This window comes from Brevibacillus reuszeri (assembly GCF_002897295.1).
Lineage (GTDB): Bacteria > Bacillota > Bacilli > Brevibacillales > Brevibacillaceae > Brevibacillus > Brevibacillus reuszeri_A.
Genome location: NZ_BEXF01000001.1, coordinates 331,231 through 347,976, shown reverse-complemented (window position 1 = coordinate 347,976; position 16,746 = coordinate 331,231). Strand labels below are relative to the sequence as shown.

Here is a 16,746-nt window from a genome sequence, read left to right as displayed (position 1 = left end):
ACAAGATGAGCATTGTCTATCCGCCATTATTGATAGCTAATCCATTTCCCCGTGTGTGCGTCGACGATTCCATAGGCTCCGCTGAGGCGGTATACCAGCCGCGGTTTTGGCTCCTCGTCCTCGGATACGTCTTGTTCCGGTTGAAAGTAGTAGAGTTCGAGCTTATTTTTCATGGCTTGCTCTGTTTTTTTGGCAGATGCCATGTCTACTATCTGCTTGTTAGTGTCGTCAATCACTGGTGGTGCATCTTTGTCTTTTCCCACAAAACCACTTTCACCTGTTCGGGGGGTGACATATAGAGAAAAATTTGAATCCCTATCCCCAACAAGAATGCCATTTTTCAACCATCCAAATTTTACGAAATAGTCCTCCCATCGCGGCTTCCCATCGTACGAATCTATTTCATCTGATTGGCCATCGAGCATATAAATATTTCCTAGCTGATCCGGGTACGTCGTTTGCAGGAAATGAATTGCGCTTTCCTTTGCTTGCTCATAGGTAAATACTCCACTAAACCCCTTCCCCTCTGTTGGAGCTGGAACAGGGGGCATCTCCTTCAAGCTCTTGATCGGGCTTGGTTTCGCCACTCTACCATTGCCATCAATCATTTCGCCTGAGATCGCATCTACAAATTGCGGATCGGTGGGTAGATAATCATAAACCAACATGTATTTCGATTCATCTTTTCCACTGTAAACTCTCTTGTAATGCATGGTTGGCTTCGTGTTTTGCTCTAGCAGCTCACGAGCCTTCTTTTCGGAGATGATTTTGCTTTCGTCGGGCATCTCTCCTTCAGACCATATCCTTTTGAAACCCAGAACTTTCCCGTCACCTCTCACGGTAACAGCGATATAATTTCCTTTAAAAGGAACACCCTTTTTTACTCTATCAAAAATAAAATGATATGGTTCAGAGTTGTCGCTTCTGTACATACCTTCTTGTGGCTCCACCAGCTGCGTTCGTTCCTCTGAAGTCATGACTTTTGTGAGAAACTGCAATGCTCCTTCAAGTGCAATTTGCTTTCTCTTCGTTGTGATTGGGACAGTGGTCTCGCTTTTTTCGTCTAAATAATCGTAATTCAGCAATTGCCCTGAGACGGGATGAATTTTATACAGGATTCTTGAATGATTTGGATGAGTCCAATGAAGAACCCATGCACCGTAGGGAGTACGTAATACTTCATACGGCTCGGCGTATGCTCCATAGTCATACTCAAAACGTGCAGGAACATCCATCCATTTTTTTGCGAATTTGATAGCCTCTTGTTCGGAAAGAATCTTATTTGATTTTTGCTCAGCTGCCTGTACTAGTGTTCCCCCATCTTCAATAACGCCTAGTATCAGTATCGATGAGAGCAAGAAAAGGGACATTCTGTTCCAAAGTCCTTTTCTATCTTTTTTCTTCACACGCATCTGCCTCCTATTTCTGTTCCCTATTGTTTCAACTGATCATTTCGCATTTGATTTTATTCAACAAAATTCAATCAATTCCATTATTTACTAATCATACATTAGAAAACATATTTTATAAATCATCTTTTAATGTGGAAACACCATTATAGCGTCATTGATCACCCCAGAAGTAACCTCATGATGAGGTATCTGCAAGGTGCTGAGTTCGTTAGGGTAAGCACATGGTATAATATGGATTAACAAACGCATATTCGAGCTCTTAGACGGGGGCTTATCTTTAAGGAGGGTGCTTAATGCCTGAAGTTTCTATGGGGATACCTATTTGGTTTGAAAGCCATCTTATCTTGGGAACAATCGCTTTTATTTCATTGAGTATTTATGTAAAGAGTAGATAAAAAATCAGGTGCGATATTGTTATTAGGTGAAAGGACTGATTTATGCCCAGGTAGGTTGATCACTTCTCATAAGCTTAATGAATTTGGAGGTTGGTTTTTACATGTACCAAATAACATCTGAACGATTATTGTTAAGACCGATGGAACTCGATGACGCACCTGTTTTATTTGGATTTTGGTCTGATCCAATCGTCACCAAGCATATGAATGCATCTTTTACAGATGTTTCACAGGCTCAACAAATGATCGAAATGCTCCAGGGGCTGTTCGCGGAAAATAAAGCAATTAGGTGGACAATCCTCTTGAAGCACTCAAACGAGATCATTGGTTCGTGCGGGTTTAATTATCTTGATTACGAAAATGAACGAGCAGAAATTGGCTATGATCTCGGCTTTCCTTACTGGGGGAAAGGGTATGCCCCTGAAGCTATACGCACTTTAATTCGCTTTGGTTTTGAGAGCCTTCGTCTGAATAGAGTTGAGGCAAAGGTTGAACCTGAAAACCTCAACTCGATAAAAGTTTTAAGAAAATTACGTTTCGTGGAAGAAGGTAAACTACGACAATACGAAAAATCCAAAGAAGTTTTTGTAGATTTGATCATGTTTTCTACTCTGCGGACTAAGTGGACAGAAGAGTAACTCTACGAGTAAATCGTTTGAAAAAATTATTTTGGATTGGGGGCAGCGTCAATTGCTGACCCCCTTTTTTGGTTTCGTTGTTTAAAAACCAGCTTGCTCTAAACTCTGAACCGATTGTAAAATATATCCAAAACATATGTGAGGTTTATTCCCTTGTGCTATTCGTTAAAAAGACAGATGTGATTTGGAATGGGAACAAACGTTAAAGGAGATAGTATTGTGACCCTTACCCTAAAGGAAGTAACTTCTGAAAACTGGGAAGAATGTATTGAGTTACAGCCCAACGTTGACCAAAAACAATTTATCGCCTCTAATCTATATTCCTTGGCACAGTCAAAATTTTTACCGACTTTTGAAACACTCGCCGTGTACAAAGATCAATCAATGGTAGGATTTGTCATGTTCGGGATAGATCCTGACGATTCGCAATACTGGATTTATAGACTTATGATCGATTCCAGTCACCAGGGGAACGGCTACGGAATTGAAACCATGAAACAGGTTATTGAAAGAATCAAAGCAAAGCCTGATGCTACAGATATTATGGTAGCCTACCACCCTGAAAACAAAGCAGCTGCCGCTCTTTATGGAAAGCTAGGATTTGAAGTTCTTGGTAAGGCTCCATGGGGCGAAATTATGACACGCCTCAAGGTCAGTTAACTTTTTCCCACGATAGTCACCTCGAAATTAAGCACGCTTGACATATCGACAATTTTCAATATGATAATGTATATGGAACCAATTGAAGTTTTTAAAGCGCTGTCCAACGAGTCGAGATTGCAAATTTTGCATTGGCTGAAGGATCCGGAAAAACATTTCACACCCCACGAAGGGATTGATATGAGGAAAATTGGGGTATGTGTTGGTCAAATCACGGATACGCTGAACATGACACAATCCACAACCTCCCAGTATTTATCGATACTCCAGCGGGCAGGTCTGGTCACCGCAGAACGGATCGGCAAGTATACGTATTTCAAAAGAAACGAAGAAGCGATACGAAAAATCGGTGCATTTTTTAACAACGAGATTTAATGAGTACAAGCTGAATGCTCTATTGAGGATTCAGTTTGCCTCACGTCTACACATCGACATATTACAATGTGTAGATTTTTTAAAGCACAACACATCGATAATTTTTAATATATAGATGTGAGAAAAATTAGGAGTGGTGAAATTGAAGACAAGCAGTTGGAAGGTTTATTTGTTAGCGATTGTAAGTTTTTTAGTCGGTACATCCGAATATGTCATTTCAGGTATTTTAGACAAGATCTCGGATACTTTGGGAATTTCCATTACTTCGGCAGGGCAGTTTGTAACCATTTTTTCCTTTGTATATGCTATTTTCACCCCCATCCTGATGGCTCTGACAGCAAAAATCGAGAGGCAAAAGCTGCTCGTTGGTGCACTGGGGATTTTCGTCTTAGCTAACATGATGTCTTTTGTTTTGCCGGGCTTTGGACTTTTTGTACTTTCGCGCGTGCTGATGGCTTTAGGCGCTGGACTGGTTGTTGTTACCGCATTGGATATTGCAGCGAAAATCGCACCCGAAGGTAAACAGGCCAGCTCGATTGCAACCGTAGTGATGGGTTTTACTACGTCATTAATTATCGGGGTTCCGCTCGGACGCATGCTCGCTGAGGCATACGGCTGGAAATCGGTGTTCGGTTTCATTGCCATAACAGGACTTCTCGCCATTTTTGTTCTTTATCGAACAATCCCGCGAGTAATCGGGGATGCCCCCGTACCTTTAACCAAGCAGCTTGCTCTTCTCAAAAACAAAAAAGTCGCTCTTGGTCTCTCCATTACTTTCTTTTGGCTCGGCGGCTACTCTATCGCGTATACCTACATTTCTCCTTACCTTCTAAATGTTGCGGGTTTACATGAAGAAGTGCTCAGCGGAGTATTGTTGGCGTTCGGCCTGGCCAGCTTAATCGGTTCCAAATTTGGCGGCTACAGTACGGATAAATGGGGAGTTTCTTTCACGTTAATCGGGGGAATGCTTCTGCATATCGCAGCTTTCCTGTTACTTTCTGTTACTGTTGGTTTATCGAGTTCTTGGGGAATCGTTGTTGGCGTCCTTGTATTATGGTCATTTGCAGCATGGTCTTCCGGTCCTACGCAGCAATATAATTTGATTCGAATTGAACCGAATTATTCGGGAATTATGCTCGGGCTTAACCAGTCTACGATGCAATTATCGATGGCAGCAGGAGCAGGAATCGGTGGTCTCGCCGTGGATCGGATCTCCTTGTCATCCATCACATGGTTCGGGACGATCGGCGTGGCAATTGCAGTCGCCGCCTCGTTATTATTGTTTTCATGGATAAAACAAGAGGCAAGAAAAAAACATGCTTTGTCAAACTGATTCAGGTTCTTTCCAAAATGAAGAGGCGGTTGCCCGCCTCTTTTCAATATGTTTAGATCAACATTGCTAAGCGTAAGATCTAAGACTGTATTACTTGCAAATCAAACGTCACCGATTGGATTCCTCCTTTACCATCATTTGCGGTAAGCGTTATGACTGAAGTACCAAGTGTCTTTGCTGTGACCAAAATTCTTGTATCCGTATATAACTGGCCATCCAAATCAGTGTTACTCTCACGACCAATCATTACGTCTACAACATCGGACTTACTGGAAGTAACCGTGTAACTTAAGCTGTCACCATCGTCGTCAATGAACCAGCTTCGATCCGGCTTTTCGTCAATTCCTACCACCACGTACATCCCAGGGGTGTTTACCGCAAAGTACATCAGCTGACCATTAAAAACATTTGCATTCACTCTCGGTACATGATTGCTATTCTCGTCTTATTCCTGTCTCTCTCTATGGACTTATAACGAGCCTACACCGTGCAGGCGACTTTCATCGCACACGGCGTTCCATCAACGGATGAATAGTGAGAGTTTCATTACAATGGGCGATGCTAGTGTAACAAAAAGTATGCAAGCACTTCCTCTAACTATAGTTAGGAATCTACAAAAAGCATAACAAAAGAGGCGGGCTGGAATTATAACCAAAATTCCTGGCCATTTTCTTCTATAAGTGTAGCTAACCATTCAGTAAATGTCATTTTTATTTCAATAGGATTTTCAGGATCCATAGAAGATAACCATGCCAAATATCCGTTCTTATCATCGATTTCTTCTTGATTAATACAAATTGCTCCTAATGAATGGCTACTCCAAGCAATTGGATAATAAGGATAATCAATACTGTAGGATTTCCAATAATCAATAATATGATTCAAACTAAGTAAGTCTATTCCCCCTCCATAATATGTATGTTGAAATAGTCTAGCTCCACCATAAGTACTTAAGTACACTTGATAATCTGCTGGTAAAGGAATTTTATATTTTTCAAGAAACTGGTCTACTTCTTCAACGGAGGCCCGTTTTTCAAAAATACATTCAAATTGCTCATTTGTTATGTTCAGTCTCCCTCCCTCTTGGACTTTGCTGCCTTTGATCGAATTAATAATTGAAATAATTGTCTTTTCCATATTGAAACCCCCTTTGTGAATGCGGCAATTGGTAAATTCCTATCTCTCTTTAGACTTAAATCTACAAAAAGCATAACAAAAGAGGCGGTTGTCTGCCTCTTCTAAGTTGTCATCAATCCCAGGCAAAACGTTGCCCTTTCCAAGGATCACCGTACATATTACTATGTAACCGTTTCGTTAGCAAAGGTCAGATGGATTAACATCTGGCTTTTTCTTTTTCACGGCATCAAGAATTAATTTGCGTGTAGAACGTGTAGGATTTTGTGTCTTTTTACCAATTGTAAAAATCCTCGTCAATGTATCCATACTCAGACCTGTCTCTTGTGCGATGTATGTATGACTAATTTCATGAAGGTCAATATATTTACCTGCCTTTGTCCTAGGTTTATTCAATCCAGACATACTCCTCACCCCATCCTCAGTAGCCTAACAGAACGCTGCGCTGCACAATACCTGAAGGTGCTGCCTCGTGGCTACAGAGAGAAAACCTGTTTGCTTTAACGTCAACGATCCACTTGAAAGGGAAATGTGGGAGATTTCCAAGACTTTGAACTTTAGCGCCTGGGCAAAAGGGCATCTTAAACCGATGGCTCTAGCCCGGATCGCTGAGCGACAGTCAATCAATGAACAGAAGCGAATCGCCGTTCCTGTACCTGTTCGAAGGGTGGTGGCCTCCAATGTCACGGAAGCGTAGATACTATCGGGAAGAACGGAGGCGCCCCGTTTATGTGGACGAAGATGGTCATTGGGAAGATGACGACAATGAACCGGAGGATTTGGAAAGAACGGTTTCTAAAGTGTCGTGGGGGCTACTGGCTGTGCTGAGCTTCGGAGTTATGCTTTCTATTGCTCATACTTTATACCCTCCTGCTGCTCCGTTATCTTCAAACGATAGTTATCGAGTGGTTTCAGTTAACCGCGGTCGGCTGCATGCAGAAGAAGTTGGAACAGGGAAACGAGTAAGCTTCAACGATCAGAAACTTGTCAAAGCAGCTCTGGACGGATCGATCAAACGCGATGACATCATCCGTCGTTAATGGTGCTATGCTGCGTTACATATCCTCTACTGCAAGATAAAGAGTCCCTTAGTGTGCAGTGTGTTGAATGATGTTTTTGAACCAAGGCTATATTTCGACAATTTGAAATTGAATTGTGAAGGTGGAGAGAGTATGGACATAGGGGAGACACACGAAGAGCGGCCGCGGGTGACATCGACCCATTCGAGGACGATGTACGGGAACCTGATCAAAGTAGCTGACAATCTGGATTTTCGGAATCCGATTTTTAAAGGGCGGGCGAAACGAAATAGGTCACTTGGAAGCGCGCAGGCATTCATTGTGGAGCTGGCCCTTGCGGATCGATCGTTTAGAGATAATTTGAAACGATATATGTTGGCCGGGGGAAAGCATTTTATTTATAACTCTGATTACATGGACAGATACTTCTAGCCAAAAACCGTCCCTGTTTTAAGGAGACGGGCCCAGTATTCCCTCGGGACATTCTGATAATTCCTCACTATAATCTTCATATCCACAAATCAATTTCTAAATATGGAAAATACGGGATTGGATTCTAGTAAAATATGCTATAATATCCCTTGGACAGTGAACGGTGAGGTTTAGGTAAGTAATGAAGGCACCCTCCTAGCACACTACGCGGCCTACAGAGAGGCTTGACATGGAGGATGATGCTAATATATGTTTACCACTATTTTTCTGTTTCTAAAAGTCATTACAACCCTGATCACTCTCTTCTTTTCGGGGAGAAAACTATCACGTTGGCTAAGGCGAAAATGGAGCAATAGAAAAAAACCCACCGATAAAGGGCAGGATTAACCCTCGCGGTGAGTTTCTTAAAGTGAAGGAAGTATCACGGTAATCGCTGGATTTCATTGTCCAACGGGCGGCAAATGTTGCGAGCATTTGTCGCTCTTTTACTTCCTATCTCTGAGTTTATGCATTTAGCATTTGATTATGTTTATAATACCATAGATTTCTAATGACACTGTTAATTAATTTCGTCAATTTTCTTAGAAAACGACATTATGAAATAAATTAGCACACAAAAAACTGTACTTTCAAATGCATACCACCAAGCATGGTTTATTGCGGAAGCGAAGAAAAAACCGCAGAATACAGAAATTAACACCTTGTAACTTACTCTTTCTAGTATATCCAACATACTAGACACCACCATTACTGTATGATGATTTTGATTGACCTTAAGCATTATACCATATATCCTTTCCTTTTCAACCCACAATTACACCCAATACATGGGGAAATATCACCACATTATTACTATTTCACTTCCACAATTCCAGTAGATCGCAAACTCCTAAAGAAAACCTACCTCGACAACGATACGACCGATAACTTTGATGTTTCCTCTTTTTTTCTTTTCCTTGGCGCCTGTTACCGCACCTTCCACAAACGAGTACACCAGTAAAAGGGAAACAAACATGAGTTTTTCTCGCCATAAGAGCTTTTTTTTGCAATAGCTTGCCATGGTAGCCGAAGATACAATAGAGAAGCACCTACTCGATAAAATTGATGTCATCATAGATGGCACATGGAAACAAGACATTGATATTTCAGAAGGGAAATCTATTACGCCAACATCGTCTGATAATATCAACTTTGAATATGAGCTTGAGGAAATCAAAAAAAGAAAAAGAAAATGCCAAATGGCATTTGCTAATGATGTAATTACAATGGAAGACCTGCGGTTACGTATGCAAGAGGAAAATAGCCGAGAAGAAACTATACGAAACCAGCTGCTAGTCCAGCCAGTTACTTTAAACACAATCGCCAAGCTTACTCAACAAGAAGTTATTGAAGTCGCAAAAAAATAAAAGAGAATTGGTACCATCTTGAACTCGAACACAAAAAGTTAATTACTCATACCTTGTTTTCGGAAATTGTCATCGACACTTATGGTGAAGCAGTTGGTGGTCCTGGGCGATGAGTACCGTGTGAAATAAAATCATTTAAAACGAATTAAGAGGCGGTCTCCCGCCTCTTTTACATCCATTTAATCCCAAGCGAATCTTTGTTCAAGCCACGGATCGCCGTACATATTATATCCGTTCTTTTCCCAAAAGCCTTGCTTGTCTTTCTCCATGAACTCGATGCCTCGCACCCACTTCGCACTCTTCCAAAAATAAAGGTGCGGGATGACAAAACGCAGCGGCCAACCGTGCTCAGGCGTCAAGTCCTCACCATTGTGCTTCGTGGCAAACAGATTTCCTGCTTTCATGAAATCAGCAAGAGGAATATTTACTGTCCAGCCATGCTCGGCATGCAGCATCACGTATTTGGCTTCCGGCTTGATTTTAACCAGCCCCAGCACTTCTTCTACCGGGACCCCTTCCCACTCGTTGTCCAGCTTGCTCCAGCCAGTCACACAGTGAATATCGTTGGTCGTTCCACCTTTTGGCAGAGTCATCATCTGCTCATAGGTGAGTGTGACTTCTTCTTCTACCAGCCCAAACAGGCGGAAGCTCCACTCCGTTGCAAGATCCATATACTCAGGGACATCTCCATAGTGCAAAACAGGAAAGCCTGTTGTCTGTTTTTGGTTGGGTGGAATTCGGTCACGCTTGGCGTCTGTCTGTTGATTGAAAAACATGTGTGCCCACTCCTTACAGCAATCGCTTATTTCCCAATGCGTAAAAGCGCATGATCGACCTTGATGCACAAATCGTTGACAACCTCGATGCCCGTTTCGCCAACGAGCTTCGCTGCCTCATCGTTTGCGATTCCTTGCTGCATCCAGAATACTCTTGGCTTATGCTTCATTTTCAGTGTGTCTTCTGCTACAGGAACGATATCCTCGCTTTTGCGGAACACATTGACGATATCTACCTGCTCATCGATTTCCGAGAGGCTGGACAGGACTTTCTCACCCAATACCGTTTCACCCGCAATCACTGGGTTCACGGGAATGATGCGATAGCCTGCATTTTGCATTGCAGCAGACACCATGTAGCTGGTCCGGTCAGGCTTGTTGGACAGCCCTACCACTGCGATGATTTTGGATTCCTCCAGGATTTGCTTACGTGCTTCATTGCTCGGATTGTGGACCATGATTCAACTCTCCTTTTACGATTAGGATTGGCTGCGACTTGCTACAAATTGGGCAATCGTTCGGGTCATGACACCTGTACCGCCTGCTGGCTGCATATCCCCATTGCTGGACGTGTAGGCTGTTCCTGCGATATCCAGATGCACCCATGGGGTCTCGCCAACGAACTCCTGCAGGAATACGCCACCGATGATGCCGTGTCCATAGCGTCCACCGGAGTTTTTCAGATCGGCAAAGCGGCTCTTGTTCAGGCTGCGATACTCATCGAATGTCGGGAGCTGCCACAAGCGTTCGCCTGCAGCATCTGCTGCTGACAAAAGCTCATCCATGAGAGCCTTGTCATTAGTCATGGCACCCGAGCAGAAGTGTCCCAAAGCAACCACGATGCCACCTGTCAGGGTAGCTGCATCAACGATACACGAAACGCCTTGCTGCTTGGCGTATGTAATGCAGTCTGCTAGCACCAGACGACCTTCTGCATCAGTAGTAATAATTTCAACCGTTTTTCCGCTCATTGTCGTGATGACATCGCCAGGTCGGAATGCAGTACCTGACGGCATATTCTCGACCGTTCCAATCACCATCAGTACATTTACTTTTGGCTTCATCTGACCCAGTGCTTCCATGGCACCGATCATGGCAGCAGCTCCGCCCATGTCTGACTTCATGTCTTCCATGCCTGCGACCGGCTTGATGGAAATTCCGCCTGTGTCAAAGGTGACCCCTTTGCCCACTAGGCCAATAACATCGTCCCATGTGTCTTTGCCTTGATATTTAATCGCTACCACATATGGTTCGAGCTCGCTGCCCTTAGCAACTGACAGGACGCCGCCCATGCCCAGCTCTTCCAGCTTCGCTTTTTCAAGCACTTCAATCCCCATGCCATAACGCTTCGCCACATCGACGGCTGCATCCTTCAAGGCACGAGGTGTCAAATAGTTAGCAGGCTCATTTACCAGTGTACGGGCCATGTTCGTTCCAGAAACCAGTGCGCTTCCTACATGTACCCCAGACGAAGCGACTTCTACAGCATCGTCTGCGCCAGAATCCGTACAGCTGCAATTGGATCGGATTCACGTTTTGCTTTTAGGCGGTAGCCTTCATAATTGTATTCTGCCAGTCCAAATGCTTCCGTAACCGCTTGTGCCAGTCTGTCTGCTCCCAAATGCTCCGTGGTTGGCAAATCGATGACAACGGTTTTGCCCGTCCCTTTAGAGACAACCGTCTTAGCTGCACGCCCCCATGCAGTGCGAGCAGCGACAAAATCAAACTTCTCCGGTGCCCCCATTCCCACTACGATCAGCTTTTTGGCAGCCATTCTGCCCATGCTGTGAATCACAGCGATTGCCTTTGCATCGCCACTGATTTCTTTCTCTCCCTGCAAGACACTAAGTGTGCCTCCAAAAGCAGCTTCGAGGTCCGGATACACTTGGGCCAGCTCTTCGCCTTTCCAAAGTGGAACGATCAATTCGTCACACGCGATATTTACAAGCTGGTATCGTTTTTCCACTGTTACTTGCATATACTCTTCCCTCTTTCTCTGTGATAGGATACAATTATGGGCACATTTGTGTTTAACACGATGTGTCTACATGCAAACGCAAGGACGGAAACGACATGGCTTTTGCCTCTGCATACGAAATGACATCAGATTCTGGCAAAGATTTCTCGCAGGCTTCTATGTATTGAAGAATATTAGACACGTCCAGCCCCCAATGCACGGGTTCGTAACGGGTCAGATACTTTCGTGCGTTGCCAAACATCCAGCGAGCACCTTTTATATTGCCGTATTCCTGGTGATACAGTCCGACGGATAGCTGCAATAAGCCTTGCAGAAACTTATCGGATTTGTCTTCCATCCAGATGTCTTCCAGCAGATCGTGACATTCGTAGTACTCACCTTCATTGAATTTGTCAATGAACTGAAGATACTGCCCGGGATAGCCCATGGATGCACGCCTCCGTTTCACACCTTTCGTCTTCATGGTAACACAGATTGGCAATGACTTTAAATCCAAACGAAAACTTCACGGATTAAGAGTTCGCCCTTCTGTTACAATAAACTAGAGAAGCGTACAGTAGAAAGGAATGGATTTTCCGTGGCGGATATTTTTGAAAACTTCCCCTTATGGGCTGCACTGCTTGCCATAGGAATTGCCCAATTCATCAAAATTCCTCTGCATTTTTTTGCCACCAAAACCTGGCAATGGTCCTTGATGCTTAGCACGGGCGGAATGCCTAGCTCTCACTCTTCTGCCGTGACAGCGCTTTCCACCGCCGTTGGATTGCGTGAGGGCTTTTCCAGTAACATGTTTGCCATCTCCGCTATTTTAGGCGTGATCGTCATGTTTGATGCTGCCGGAGTGCGCCGTCATGCCGGTATGCAAGCAGTGGTCCTGAACAAATTGGTTGACGAATTCAATCATCTCCTAGAAGGCATGAAATCATTCAAGGTTCGTCCAAGCCAGGAAAAAGCTAAAAAGCTGAAAGAGTTGCTCGGTCACCAGCCTATCGAGGTACTGATTGGCGGTTGGCTCGGCATCATGATTGCCCTTTTGGTACATCCGTTTTTTTAGAGACGACATCGAACTGATTATGGATTTTTTCCACAGGGGGGAAGGACATGCGCATCGTTTCCATCTGTCCGAGCAATACGGAAATTCTTTATTACCTGGGACTGGATGAGCACGTCGTAGGCTTGGACGATCATTCGGACTGGCCTCCCCAGTGGCAGCACTTGCCGCGAGTAGGCCCTGATCTGACCATCAATATGGATCAGGTAGCCGCTCTGTCGCCTGATTTGGTGGTTGCCTCGCTCAGTGTACCCGGTATGGAGAAAAACGTAGAGGCACTTCAGGCACTGGGAATCCCGCACATCGTTCTAAATCCATCCCATATTCATGAAATCGCAGCGGATATTAGGCTAGTAGGCGAAGCAACAGGCACGGTACAAAAAGCCGAGCAGCTCGCCGCTCATTTTGACGAAAGAGTGGAAACCATCCGGCAAAAGGCTGCGGCCTTTCCTACCCGCCCAAAGCTGTACTGGGAATGGTGGCCAAGTCCAATCTACACACCAGGTCAAGAGAACTGGCTGACCGATGTCAGCGAAATCGCGGGTGCCATCAATGTTTTCGCTGACTATCCAGTAGCTAACGTCAAAGCGACTCGGGAAATGGTTGCCGAGCGTGATCCCGACCATGTATGCGTCGTTTGGTGCGGCATTGAGCTTAAACGGATCAAGCCTACGATGATTACGGATCGACCTGAATGGCAGGAAATGAAAGCAATCCGCAGCAAACAGGTTCACCTGCTTGAGGAAGGACTTTACTGTCGTCCGTCCCCCCGCATCCTCGAAGGCTTGGAAAAGCTCGTAGATTTGATACATACGTAAATAACTGCAACGCAAAAACGTTCAAAGCATTTCGCCTTGAACGTTTTTATTTTTGCTCCGTTTACGCCACCATAGCGGCATTGATTAGTTGGCGACCTCCGCCATCGCGGCGATGCCTTTTTGATTCAAATTATTCAAGAACGCTTCTGTCAGCTTGCCCTCGCCTCTGCGGACGATATACACATCCACTGACTTTTTCCCCCACTGGGTAAACACGTCTTGTTTCGTTTCGAAATACAGATCGATCTTGTTTCCACGAATGGCTCCTCCCTTATCTGCTACAACTCCATACCCGTAGCCCGGAATATATAATACCGTGCCGAGCGGGAAAACACGCAGGTCAGCAGCAATCGTGGAATAATCATCTCTACGTACCTTGACGCCCGAATATGTAATTCCATAAGACGGGTGGGACGGGTGTTTTCCCGTCGATTCGTATCCTGCGTAATAACCTGTAGCCACAACACGCACTTTTGGATATTGATCAAGTAGTACATCATTTTTATCAATCACTTGAGTGAGTGAGCTAGCCGACACGGTGCGCTTTTTGCTGACACGCTGCCCCTCCTTGGTTTCCCTAACTCCAAATGTGGATTGGATACTGTGATCCCCCACTACGTTGTAGCCGTATCCATCGCTCACAAAGCTTGTCAGTACCATGATTGTAAGTGCGATAATACTCACTAACAGCTTTCCATTCATTTCTGGTAAACCTCCTCTCGGTTCTAGTCATGTCCCGAAGAGGAGAAACCTATACACAAATTTTGGATCGTTCGTAAAATATTCAGTATATTAGATCTTGCATGGATGGCGCGTGTAAAGAAAAACAGACCTGTTTTCAAGGTCTGTCTGGCATTTGTTAAAACATCCGATATCCTTTTTTTCGAAGCGTGTGAATCGTCCAGCCGCTTGCTACCGTACCAATCATTCCACATCCAAGAATAAGCGAATCCCAAACACCCGGAACGATTTTTTGGTAGACCAGAGCACCGACTACGACCCCAACAGCAATCACAACCGGAAGCCAAGTTGTCTTTAAAATCATGTTTAAAATAAATCCGATGCCAAACCCGAGCACGGTAAAAAGCACAATAGACACCATAAATTGCAGCAAGCTCATCGACCGTTAGACCTCCTGCCATCGTCTCCGGCTTTTGCGCATGTGCATTGGCAATTGCAGGAAGGACGGGCTATTTTTCGCTTTTAAGTGTAGCCGAATAAGAGGGAAAGGTCAATATGAGCGACTGCTGCAAATACGCGCTGTCATTAGGCTGATCGCAGTTTTCACATAGGCAAAAGTCTACTGGACCTGTGCTTGCGAGGCAAGCTTCTGATATGCTTCAAACTCGGATTCCGTACAGGCTACCCAGTGATCCCTGGCGACCTCGCGAAAGACACGCTCTTCTCGCTCACTCAGATATACTTGTTCATCAAACACGATTCGCTTCCGCTCCCGTTCGTGGAGTGGATCGGGCAACGGAATGGCTGACAAGAGAGACTGCGTATACGGGTGAAGCGGATGCTCGTACAAAACATCACTCGCAGCCAGTTCAACCAGCTTGCCGCGATGCATGACCCCGATCCGATCACTGATATGCTTGACCATAGACAGGTCGTGAGCAATGAAAAGATAGGTGAGCATTTTTTCTTTTTGCAATCGCTTAAGCAAATTAACGACTTGTGCCTGGATCGACACATCCAGCGCCGATATCGGCTCGTCGCAGATGATAAACTCTGGCTCTACTGCAAGTGCCCTCGCAATCCCGATGCGTTGCCGCTGCCCTCCGCTGAATTCATGCGGATAGCGCTTCGCATGCTCTTTGTTTAAACCGACTGTCTCCAGCAGCTCATAAATCTTTTCCATCCGCTCCTGACTCGATGCTGTGATTCCATGGATGTCGATGCCCTCTGCGATGATATCAGCTACTGTCATCCGTGGGTTTAATGAGGAGTAAGGGTCCTGAAAAATCATCTGCATCCGTTTTCTGCGACTTTTTTTCTCAGCGAGGTCCAGCCTGGCCACATGATCCTCTCCTTGGTAGAGCACGGCTCCCTCTGTCGGTTCATACAAACGCATAATTGTCCGACCGATCGTGGACTTGCCGCAGCCAGATTCTCCGACAAGTCCAAACGTTTCTCCTTTATAAATGTCAAATGTCACGCCATCCAGCGCTTTTACCACCTGATTTTTATTGTGGAAGTGCTTTTTCAGTCCTTGCACTTGCAGTAGCTTTGTTTTTCTGTACTGGCGTGACTGGGCACTTCCTGACTGCTTTTGCACGGTTAGTGCTGTCTCTCCATTTCTAATCGCAACCGGTCGCTCAACTGCTGGCGCTTTTTTATGCAAAAGCCATGTCGCTGCATAATGAGTATCCGTTATTTTAAACATCGGCGGCTCCAGCTCAAAGTCAATTTTCATCGCATATGGATTGCGCGGGGCAAATGCGTCTCCTTTTGGCGGTTGAAACAGATCAGGAGGAGAGCCCGGGATCGTAACCAGCTCCGCATCTTGGCGCTCTAAGCTGGGCATAGCACCGAGCAAGCCCCACGTGTATGGATGTCTCGGATCATAAAAAATTTCGTGTACCAATCCAGTCTCTACGATTTTCCCGGCATACATGACGGCAACCCGATCCGCCATTTGCGCTACTACGCCCAGATCGTGCGTAATGAAAATGATTGATGTCTGAGTCTTTTGCTGAATCTCTTTCAACAGCTCCAAAATCTGTGCCTGAATGGTAACATCCAGAGCGGTTGTCGGTTCGTCAGCGATGAGGATTTTCGGATTGCAGGCGAGCGCAATCGCGATCATTACACGCTGCCTCATTCCTCCAGAAAACTGATGGGGATAGTGCTCCAGCCTTTCTTTTGGCTGCGGAATGCCAGTCAGTTTCAACAGCTCAATCGCCCGCTGGACAGCCTCTTGATACCTCAGCTTTTGATGCCGGCAAATAACCTCCGTAATCTGTTTTCCGATCTTCATCGTCGGGTCGAGCGCGGTCATCGGATCTTGAAAAATCATGGCGATATCCGCACCGCGAATCTGCTGCATTTTTTTATCTGTTTGCTTTGTCAAATCCATGCCCTGGTACAATATCTCGCCCCGTTTTATCTGTGCCGCAGGTGACGGCAGCAGTCTCATGATGGCTTTCGAGGTCACCGATTTGCCTGAACCCGATTCTCCGACAATCGCCAGCGTCTCCCCTTTTTTCACGGCAAAGCTGACTCCGCGTACCGCATGAACCTCCCCGGAAAACGTTTGAAAAGAGACATGCAAATCGTTTACTTCGAGTATGTTTTCCATCGTCTCTCCCCCTCT

Annotated in this window: 21 protein-coding genes and 1 pseudogene; 10 read left to right on the top strand and 12 right to left on the bottom strand. The window is 45.1% G+C overall.

Translation table 11 applies throughout. The features are described 5' to 3' along the window. Positions 1-26 precede the first annotated feature (26 nt). A complete protein-coding gene (locus C3B52_RS01735) occupies positions 27-1,406 on the bottom strand; it encodes a YcdB/YcdC domain-containing protein (protein WP_103104364.1) in 1,380 nt (459 codons plus the stop codon). A 502-nt stretch (positions 1,407-1,908) separates the two neighbouring features. On the opposite strand from C3B52_RS01735, the gene C3B52_RS01730 reads away from it, so the two are divergent. The 4 genes from C3B52_RS01730 (at position 1,909) to C3B52_RS01715 (ending at position 4,813) form a co-directional block, all read left to right on the top strand. After that, complete coding sequence (locus tag C3B52_RS01730; protein WP_103104363.1) at positions 1,909-2,445, top strand: GNAT family N-acetyltransferase; 537 nt, start codon at positions 1,909-1,911, stop codon at positions 2,443-2,445. Positions 2,446-2,664: 219 nt separating this feature from the next. Next, positions 2,665-3,105, top strand: a complete 441-nt coding sequence (locus C3B52_RS01725; RefSeq protein WP_103104362.1) for a GNAT family N-acetyltransferase — start codon at positions 2,665-2,667, stop codon at positions 3,103-3,105. Between the two features lie 66 nt (positions 3,106-3,171). Beyond that, a complete protein-coding gene (locus C3B52_RS01720; RefSeq protein WP_103104361.1) occupies positions 3,172-3,480 on the top strand; it encodes an ArsR/SmtB family transcription factor in 309 nt (102 codons plus the stop codon). Between the two features lie 142 nt (positions 3,481-3,622). Then, the gene (locus C3B52_RS01715) at positions 3,623-4,813 is read left to right on the top strand and encodes an MFS transporter (protein WP_103104360.1); all 1,191 of its coding nucleotides are present in this window, start codon (positions 3,623-3,625) and stop codon (positions 4,811-4,813) included. 79 nt (positions 4,814-4,892) lie between these two features. Here C3B52_RS01715 and C3B52_RS01710 read toward each other — a convergent pair whose 3' ends face one another. The 3 genes from C3B52_RS01710 to C3B52_RS01700 form a co-directional block, all read right to left on the bottom strand. Continuing rightward, positions 4,893-5,201, bottom strand: coding sequence for a hypothetical protein (locus C3B52_RS01710; protein ID WP_164684665.1), 309 nt, complete (start codon positions 5,199-5,201; stop codon positions 4,893-4,895). Positions 5,202-5,458: 257 nt separating this feature from the next. Continuing rightward, entirely contained in the window at positions 5,459-5,950 is a 492-nt protein-coding gene (locus C3B52_RS01705; protein ID WP_103104358.1) for an SMI1/KNR4 family protein, read from the bottom strand. 177 nt (positions 5,951-6,127) lie between these two features. After that, positions 6,128-6,343 (bottom strand): hypothetical protein, encoded by a 216-nt coding sequence (locus C3B52_RS01700; RefSeq protein ID WP_103104357.1) that lies wholly within the window; start codon positions 6,341-6,343, stop codon positions 6,128-6,130. Between the two features lie 76 nt (positions 6,344-6,419). Here C3B52_RS01700 and C3B52_RS01695 point away from each other — a divergent pair, with 76 nt between their 5' ends. From C3B52_RS01695 to C3B52_RS01685, 3 genes are all read left to right on the top strand, one after another. After that, complete coding sequence (locus C3B52_RS01695; protein ID WP_103104356.1) at positions 6,420-6,644, top strand: hypothetical protein; 225 nt, start codon at positions 6,420-6,422, stop codon at positions 6,642-6,644. Continuing rightward, positions 6,628-6,987, top strand: coding sequence for a hypothetical protein (locus tag C3B52_RS01690; protein WP_164684664.1), 360 nt, complete (start codon positions 6,628-6,630; stop codon positions 6,985-6,987). Before C3B52_RS01695 ends, C3B52_RS01690 begins: the two co-directional genes overlap by 17 nt. A gap of 132 nt (positions 6,988-7,119) precedes the next feature. Further along, positions 7,120-7,398, top strand: coding sequence for a hypothetical protein (locus C3B52_RS01685; protein WP_103104354.1), 279 nt, complete (start codon positions 7,120-7,122; stop codon positions 7,396-7,398). 857 nt (positions 7,399-8,255) lie between these two features. Here the strand turns inward: C3B52_RS01685 and C3B52_RS37730 are convergent. Further along, positions 8,256-8,429 (bottom strand): recombinase zinc beta ribbon domain-containing protein, encoded by a 174-nt coding sequence (locus C3B52_RS37730; protein WP_123058840.1) that lies wholly within the window; start codon positions 8,427-8,429, stop codon positions 8,256-8,258. A gap of 27 nt (positions 8,430-8,456) precedes the next feature. On the opposite strand from C3B52_RS37730, the gene C3B52_RS01680 reads away from it, so the two are divergent. Then, complete coding sequence (locus tag C3B52_RS01680; protein ID WP_103104353.1) at positions 8,457-8,804, top strand: hypothetical protein; 348 nt, start codon at positions 8,457-8,459, stop codon at positions 8,802-8,804. Positions 8,805-8,983: 179 nt separating this feature from the next. On the opposite strand, the gene C3B52_RS01675 is transcribed toward C3B52_RS01680, so the two are convergent. The 4 genes and pseudogenes from C3B52_RS01675 to C3B52_RS01660 form a co-directional block, all read right to left on the bottom strand. Further along, positions 8,984-9,580, bottom strand: a complete 597-nt coding sequence (locus C3B52_RS01675) for a sulfite oxidase-like oxidoreductase (protein WP_103104352.1) — start codon at positions 9,578-9,580, stop codon at positions 8,984-8,986. Between the two features lie 26 nt (positions 9,581-9,606). Then, complete coding sequence (locus C3B52_RS01670) at positions 9,607-10,038, bottom strand: CoA-binding protein (protein ID WP_103104351.1); 432 nt, start codon at positions 10,036-10,038, stop codon at positions 9,607-9,609. Between the two features lie 21 nt (positions 10,039-10,059). After that, positions 10,060-11,558 (bottom strand): annotated as a pseudogene (locus C3B52_RS01665) (leucyl aminopeptidase). A gap of 52 nt (positions 11,559-11,610) precedes the next feature. Beyond that, complete coding sequence (locus C3B52_RS01660; RefSeq protein WP_103104350.1) at positions 11,611-11,985, bottom strand: DUF309 domain-containing protein; 375 nt, start codon at positions 11,983-11,985, stop codon at positions 11,611-11,613. A gap of 150 nt (positions 11,986-12,135) precedes the next feature. Between C3B52_RS01660 and C3B52_RS01655 the strand changes: the two genes are divergently transcribed. Together C3B52_RS01655 and C3B52_RS01650 are read left to right on the top strand one after the other, a co-directional pair. After that, positions 12,136-12,612: a divergent PAP2 family protein gene (locus tag C3B52_RS01655; RefSeq protein ID WP_103104349.1), complete on the top strand. Its 477-nt coding sequence runs from the start codon at positions 12,136-12,138 to the stop codon at positions 12,610-12,612. A gap of 47 nt (positions 12,613-12,659) precedes the next feature. Beyond that, positions 12,660-13,427 (top strand): cobalamin-binding protein, encoded by a 768-nt coding sequence (locus C3B52_RS01650; protein WP_103104348.1) that lies wholly within the window; start codon positions 12,660-12,662, stop codon positions 13,425-13,427. 84 nt (positions 13,428-13,511) lie between these two features. On the opposite strand, the gene C3B52_RS01645 is transcribed toward C3B52_RS01650, so the two are convergent. The 3 genes from C3B52_RS01645 to C3B52_RS38010 all read right to left on the bottom strand — a co-directional run bounded on the left by C3B52_RS01645 (position 13,512) and on the right by C3B52_RS38010 (position 16,731). Beyond that, positions 13,512-14,129 (bottom strand): 3D domain-containing protein, encoded by a 618-nt coding sequence (locus tag C3B52_RS01645; RefSeq protein ID WP_103104347.1) that lies wholly within the window; start codon positions 14,127-14,129, stop codon positions 13,512-13,514. 157 nt (positions 14,130-14,286) lie between these two features. After that, positions 14,287-14,547: a YuiB family protein gene (locus C3B52_RS01640; RefSeq protein WP_103104346.1), complete on the bottom strand. Its 261-nt coding sequence runs from the start codon at positions 14,545-14,547 to the stop codon at positions 14,287-14,289. A gap of 180 nt (positions 14,548-14,727) precedes the next feature. Further along, on the bottom strand, positions 14,728-16,731 hold the full coding sequence (locus tag C3B52_RS38010; RefSeq protein ID WP_103104345.1) for an ABC transporter ATP-binding protein: 2,004 nt from the start codon (positions 16,729-16,731) through the stop codon (positions 14,728-14,730). Positions 16,732-16,746: the final 15 nt, after the last annotated feature.

What these genes read in the sequence shown, in the direction of transcription:
- C3B52_RS01670 (WP_103104351.1), bottom strand. Translation starts at nt 10,038, where the DNA reads ATGGTCCACAATCCGAGCAATGAAGCACGTAAGCAAATCCTGGAGGAA.
- C3B52_RS01730 (WP_103104363.1), top strand. Translation starts at nt 1,909, where the DNA reads ATGTACCAAATAACATCTGAACGATTATTGTTAAGACCGATGGAACTC.
- C3B52_RS01675 (WP_103104352.1), bottom strand. Translation starts at nt 9,580, where the DNA reads ATGTTTTTCAATCAACAGACAGACGCCAAGCGTGACCGAATTCCACCC.
- C3B52_RS01690 (WP_164684664.1), top strand. Translation starts at nt 6,628, where the DNA reads ATGTCACGGAAGCGTAGATACTATCGGGAAGAACGGAGGCGCCCCGTT.
- C3B52_RS01645 (WP_103104347.1), bottom strand. Translation starts at nt 14,129, where the DNA reads ATGAATGGAAAGCTGTTAGTGAGTATTATCGCACTTACAATCATGGTA.
- C3B52_RS01660 (WP_103104350.1), bottom strand. Translation starts at nt 11,985, where the DNA reads ATGGGCTATCCCGGGCAGTATCTTCAGTTCATTGACAAATTCAATGAA.
- C3B52_RS01640 (WP_103104346.1), bottom strand. Translation starts at nt 14,547, where the DNA reads ATGAGCTTGCTGCAATTTATGGTGTCTATTGTGCTTTTTACCGTGCTC.
- C3B52_RS01650 (WP_103104348.1), top strand. Translation starts at nt 12,660, where the DNA reads ATGCGCATCGTTTCCATCTGTCCGAGCAATACGGAAATTCTTTATTAC.
- C3B52_RS01710 (WP_164684665.1), bottom strand. Translation starts at nt 5,201, where the DNA reads ATGTACTTTGCGGTAAACACCCCTGGGATGTACGTGGTGGTAGGAATT.
- C3B52_RS01685 (WP_103104354.1), top strand. Translation starts at nt 7,120, where the DNA reads ATGGACATAGGGGAGACACACGAAGAGCGGCCGCGGGTGACATCGACC.
- C3B52_RS38010 (WP_103104345.1), bottom strand. Translation starts at nt 16,731, where the DNA reads ATGGAAAACATACTCGAAGTAAACGATTTGCATGTCTCTTTTCAAACG.
- C3B52_RS01680 (WP_103104353.1), top strand. Translation starts at nt 8,457, where the DNA reads ATGGTAGCCGAAGATACAATAGAGAAGCACCTACTCGATAAAATTGAT.
- C3B52_RS01720 (WP_103104361.1), top strand. Translation starts at nt 3,172, where the DNA reads ATGTATATGGAACCAATTGAAGTTTTTAAAGCGCTGTCCAACGAGTCG.
- C3B52_RS01705 (WP_103104358.1), bottom strand. Translation starts at nt 5,950, where the DNA reads ATGGAAAAGACAATTATTTCAATTATTAATTCGATCAAAGGCAGCAAA.
- C3B52_RS37730 (WP_123058840.1), bottom strand. Translation starts at nt 8,429, where the DNA reads ATGGCGAGAAAAACTCATGTTTGTTTCCCTTTTACTGGTGTACTCGTT.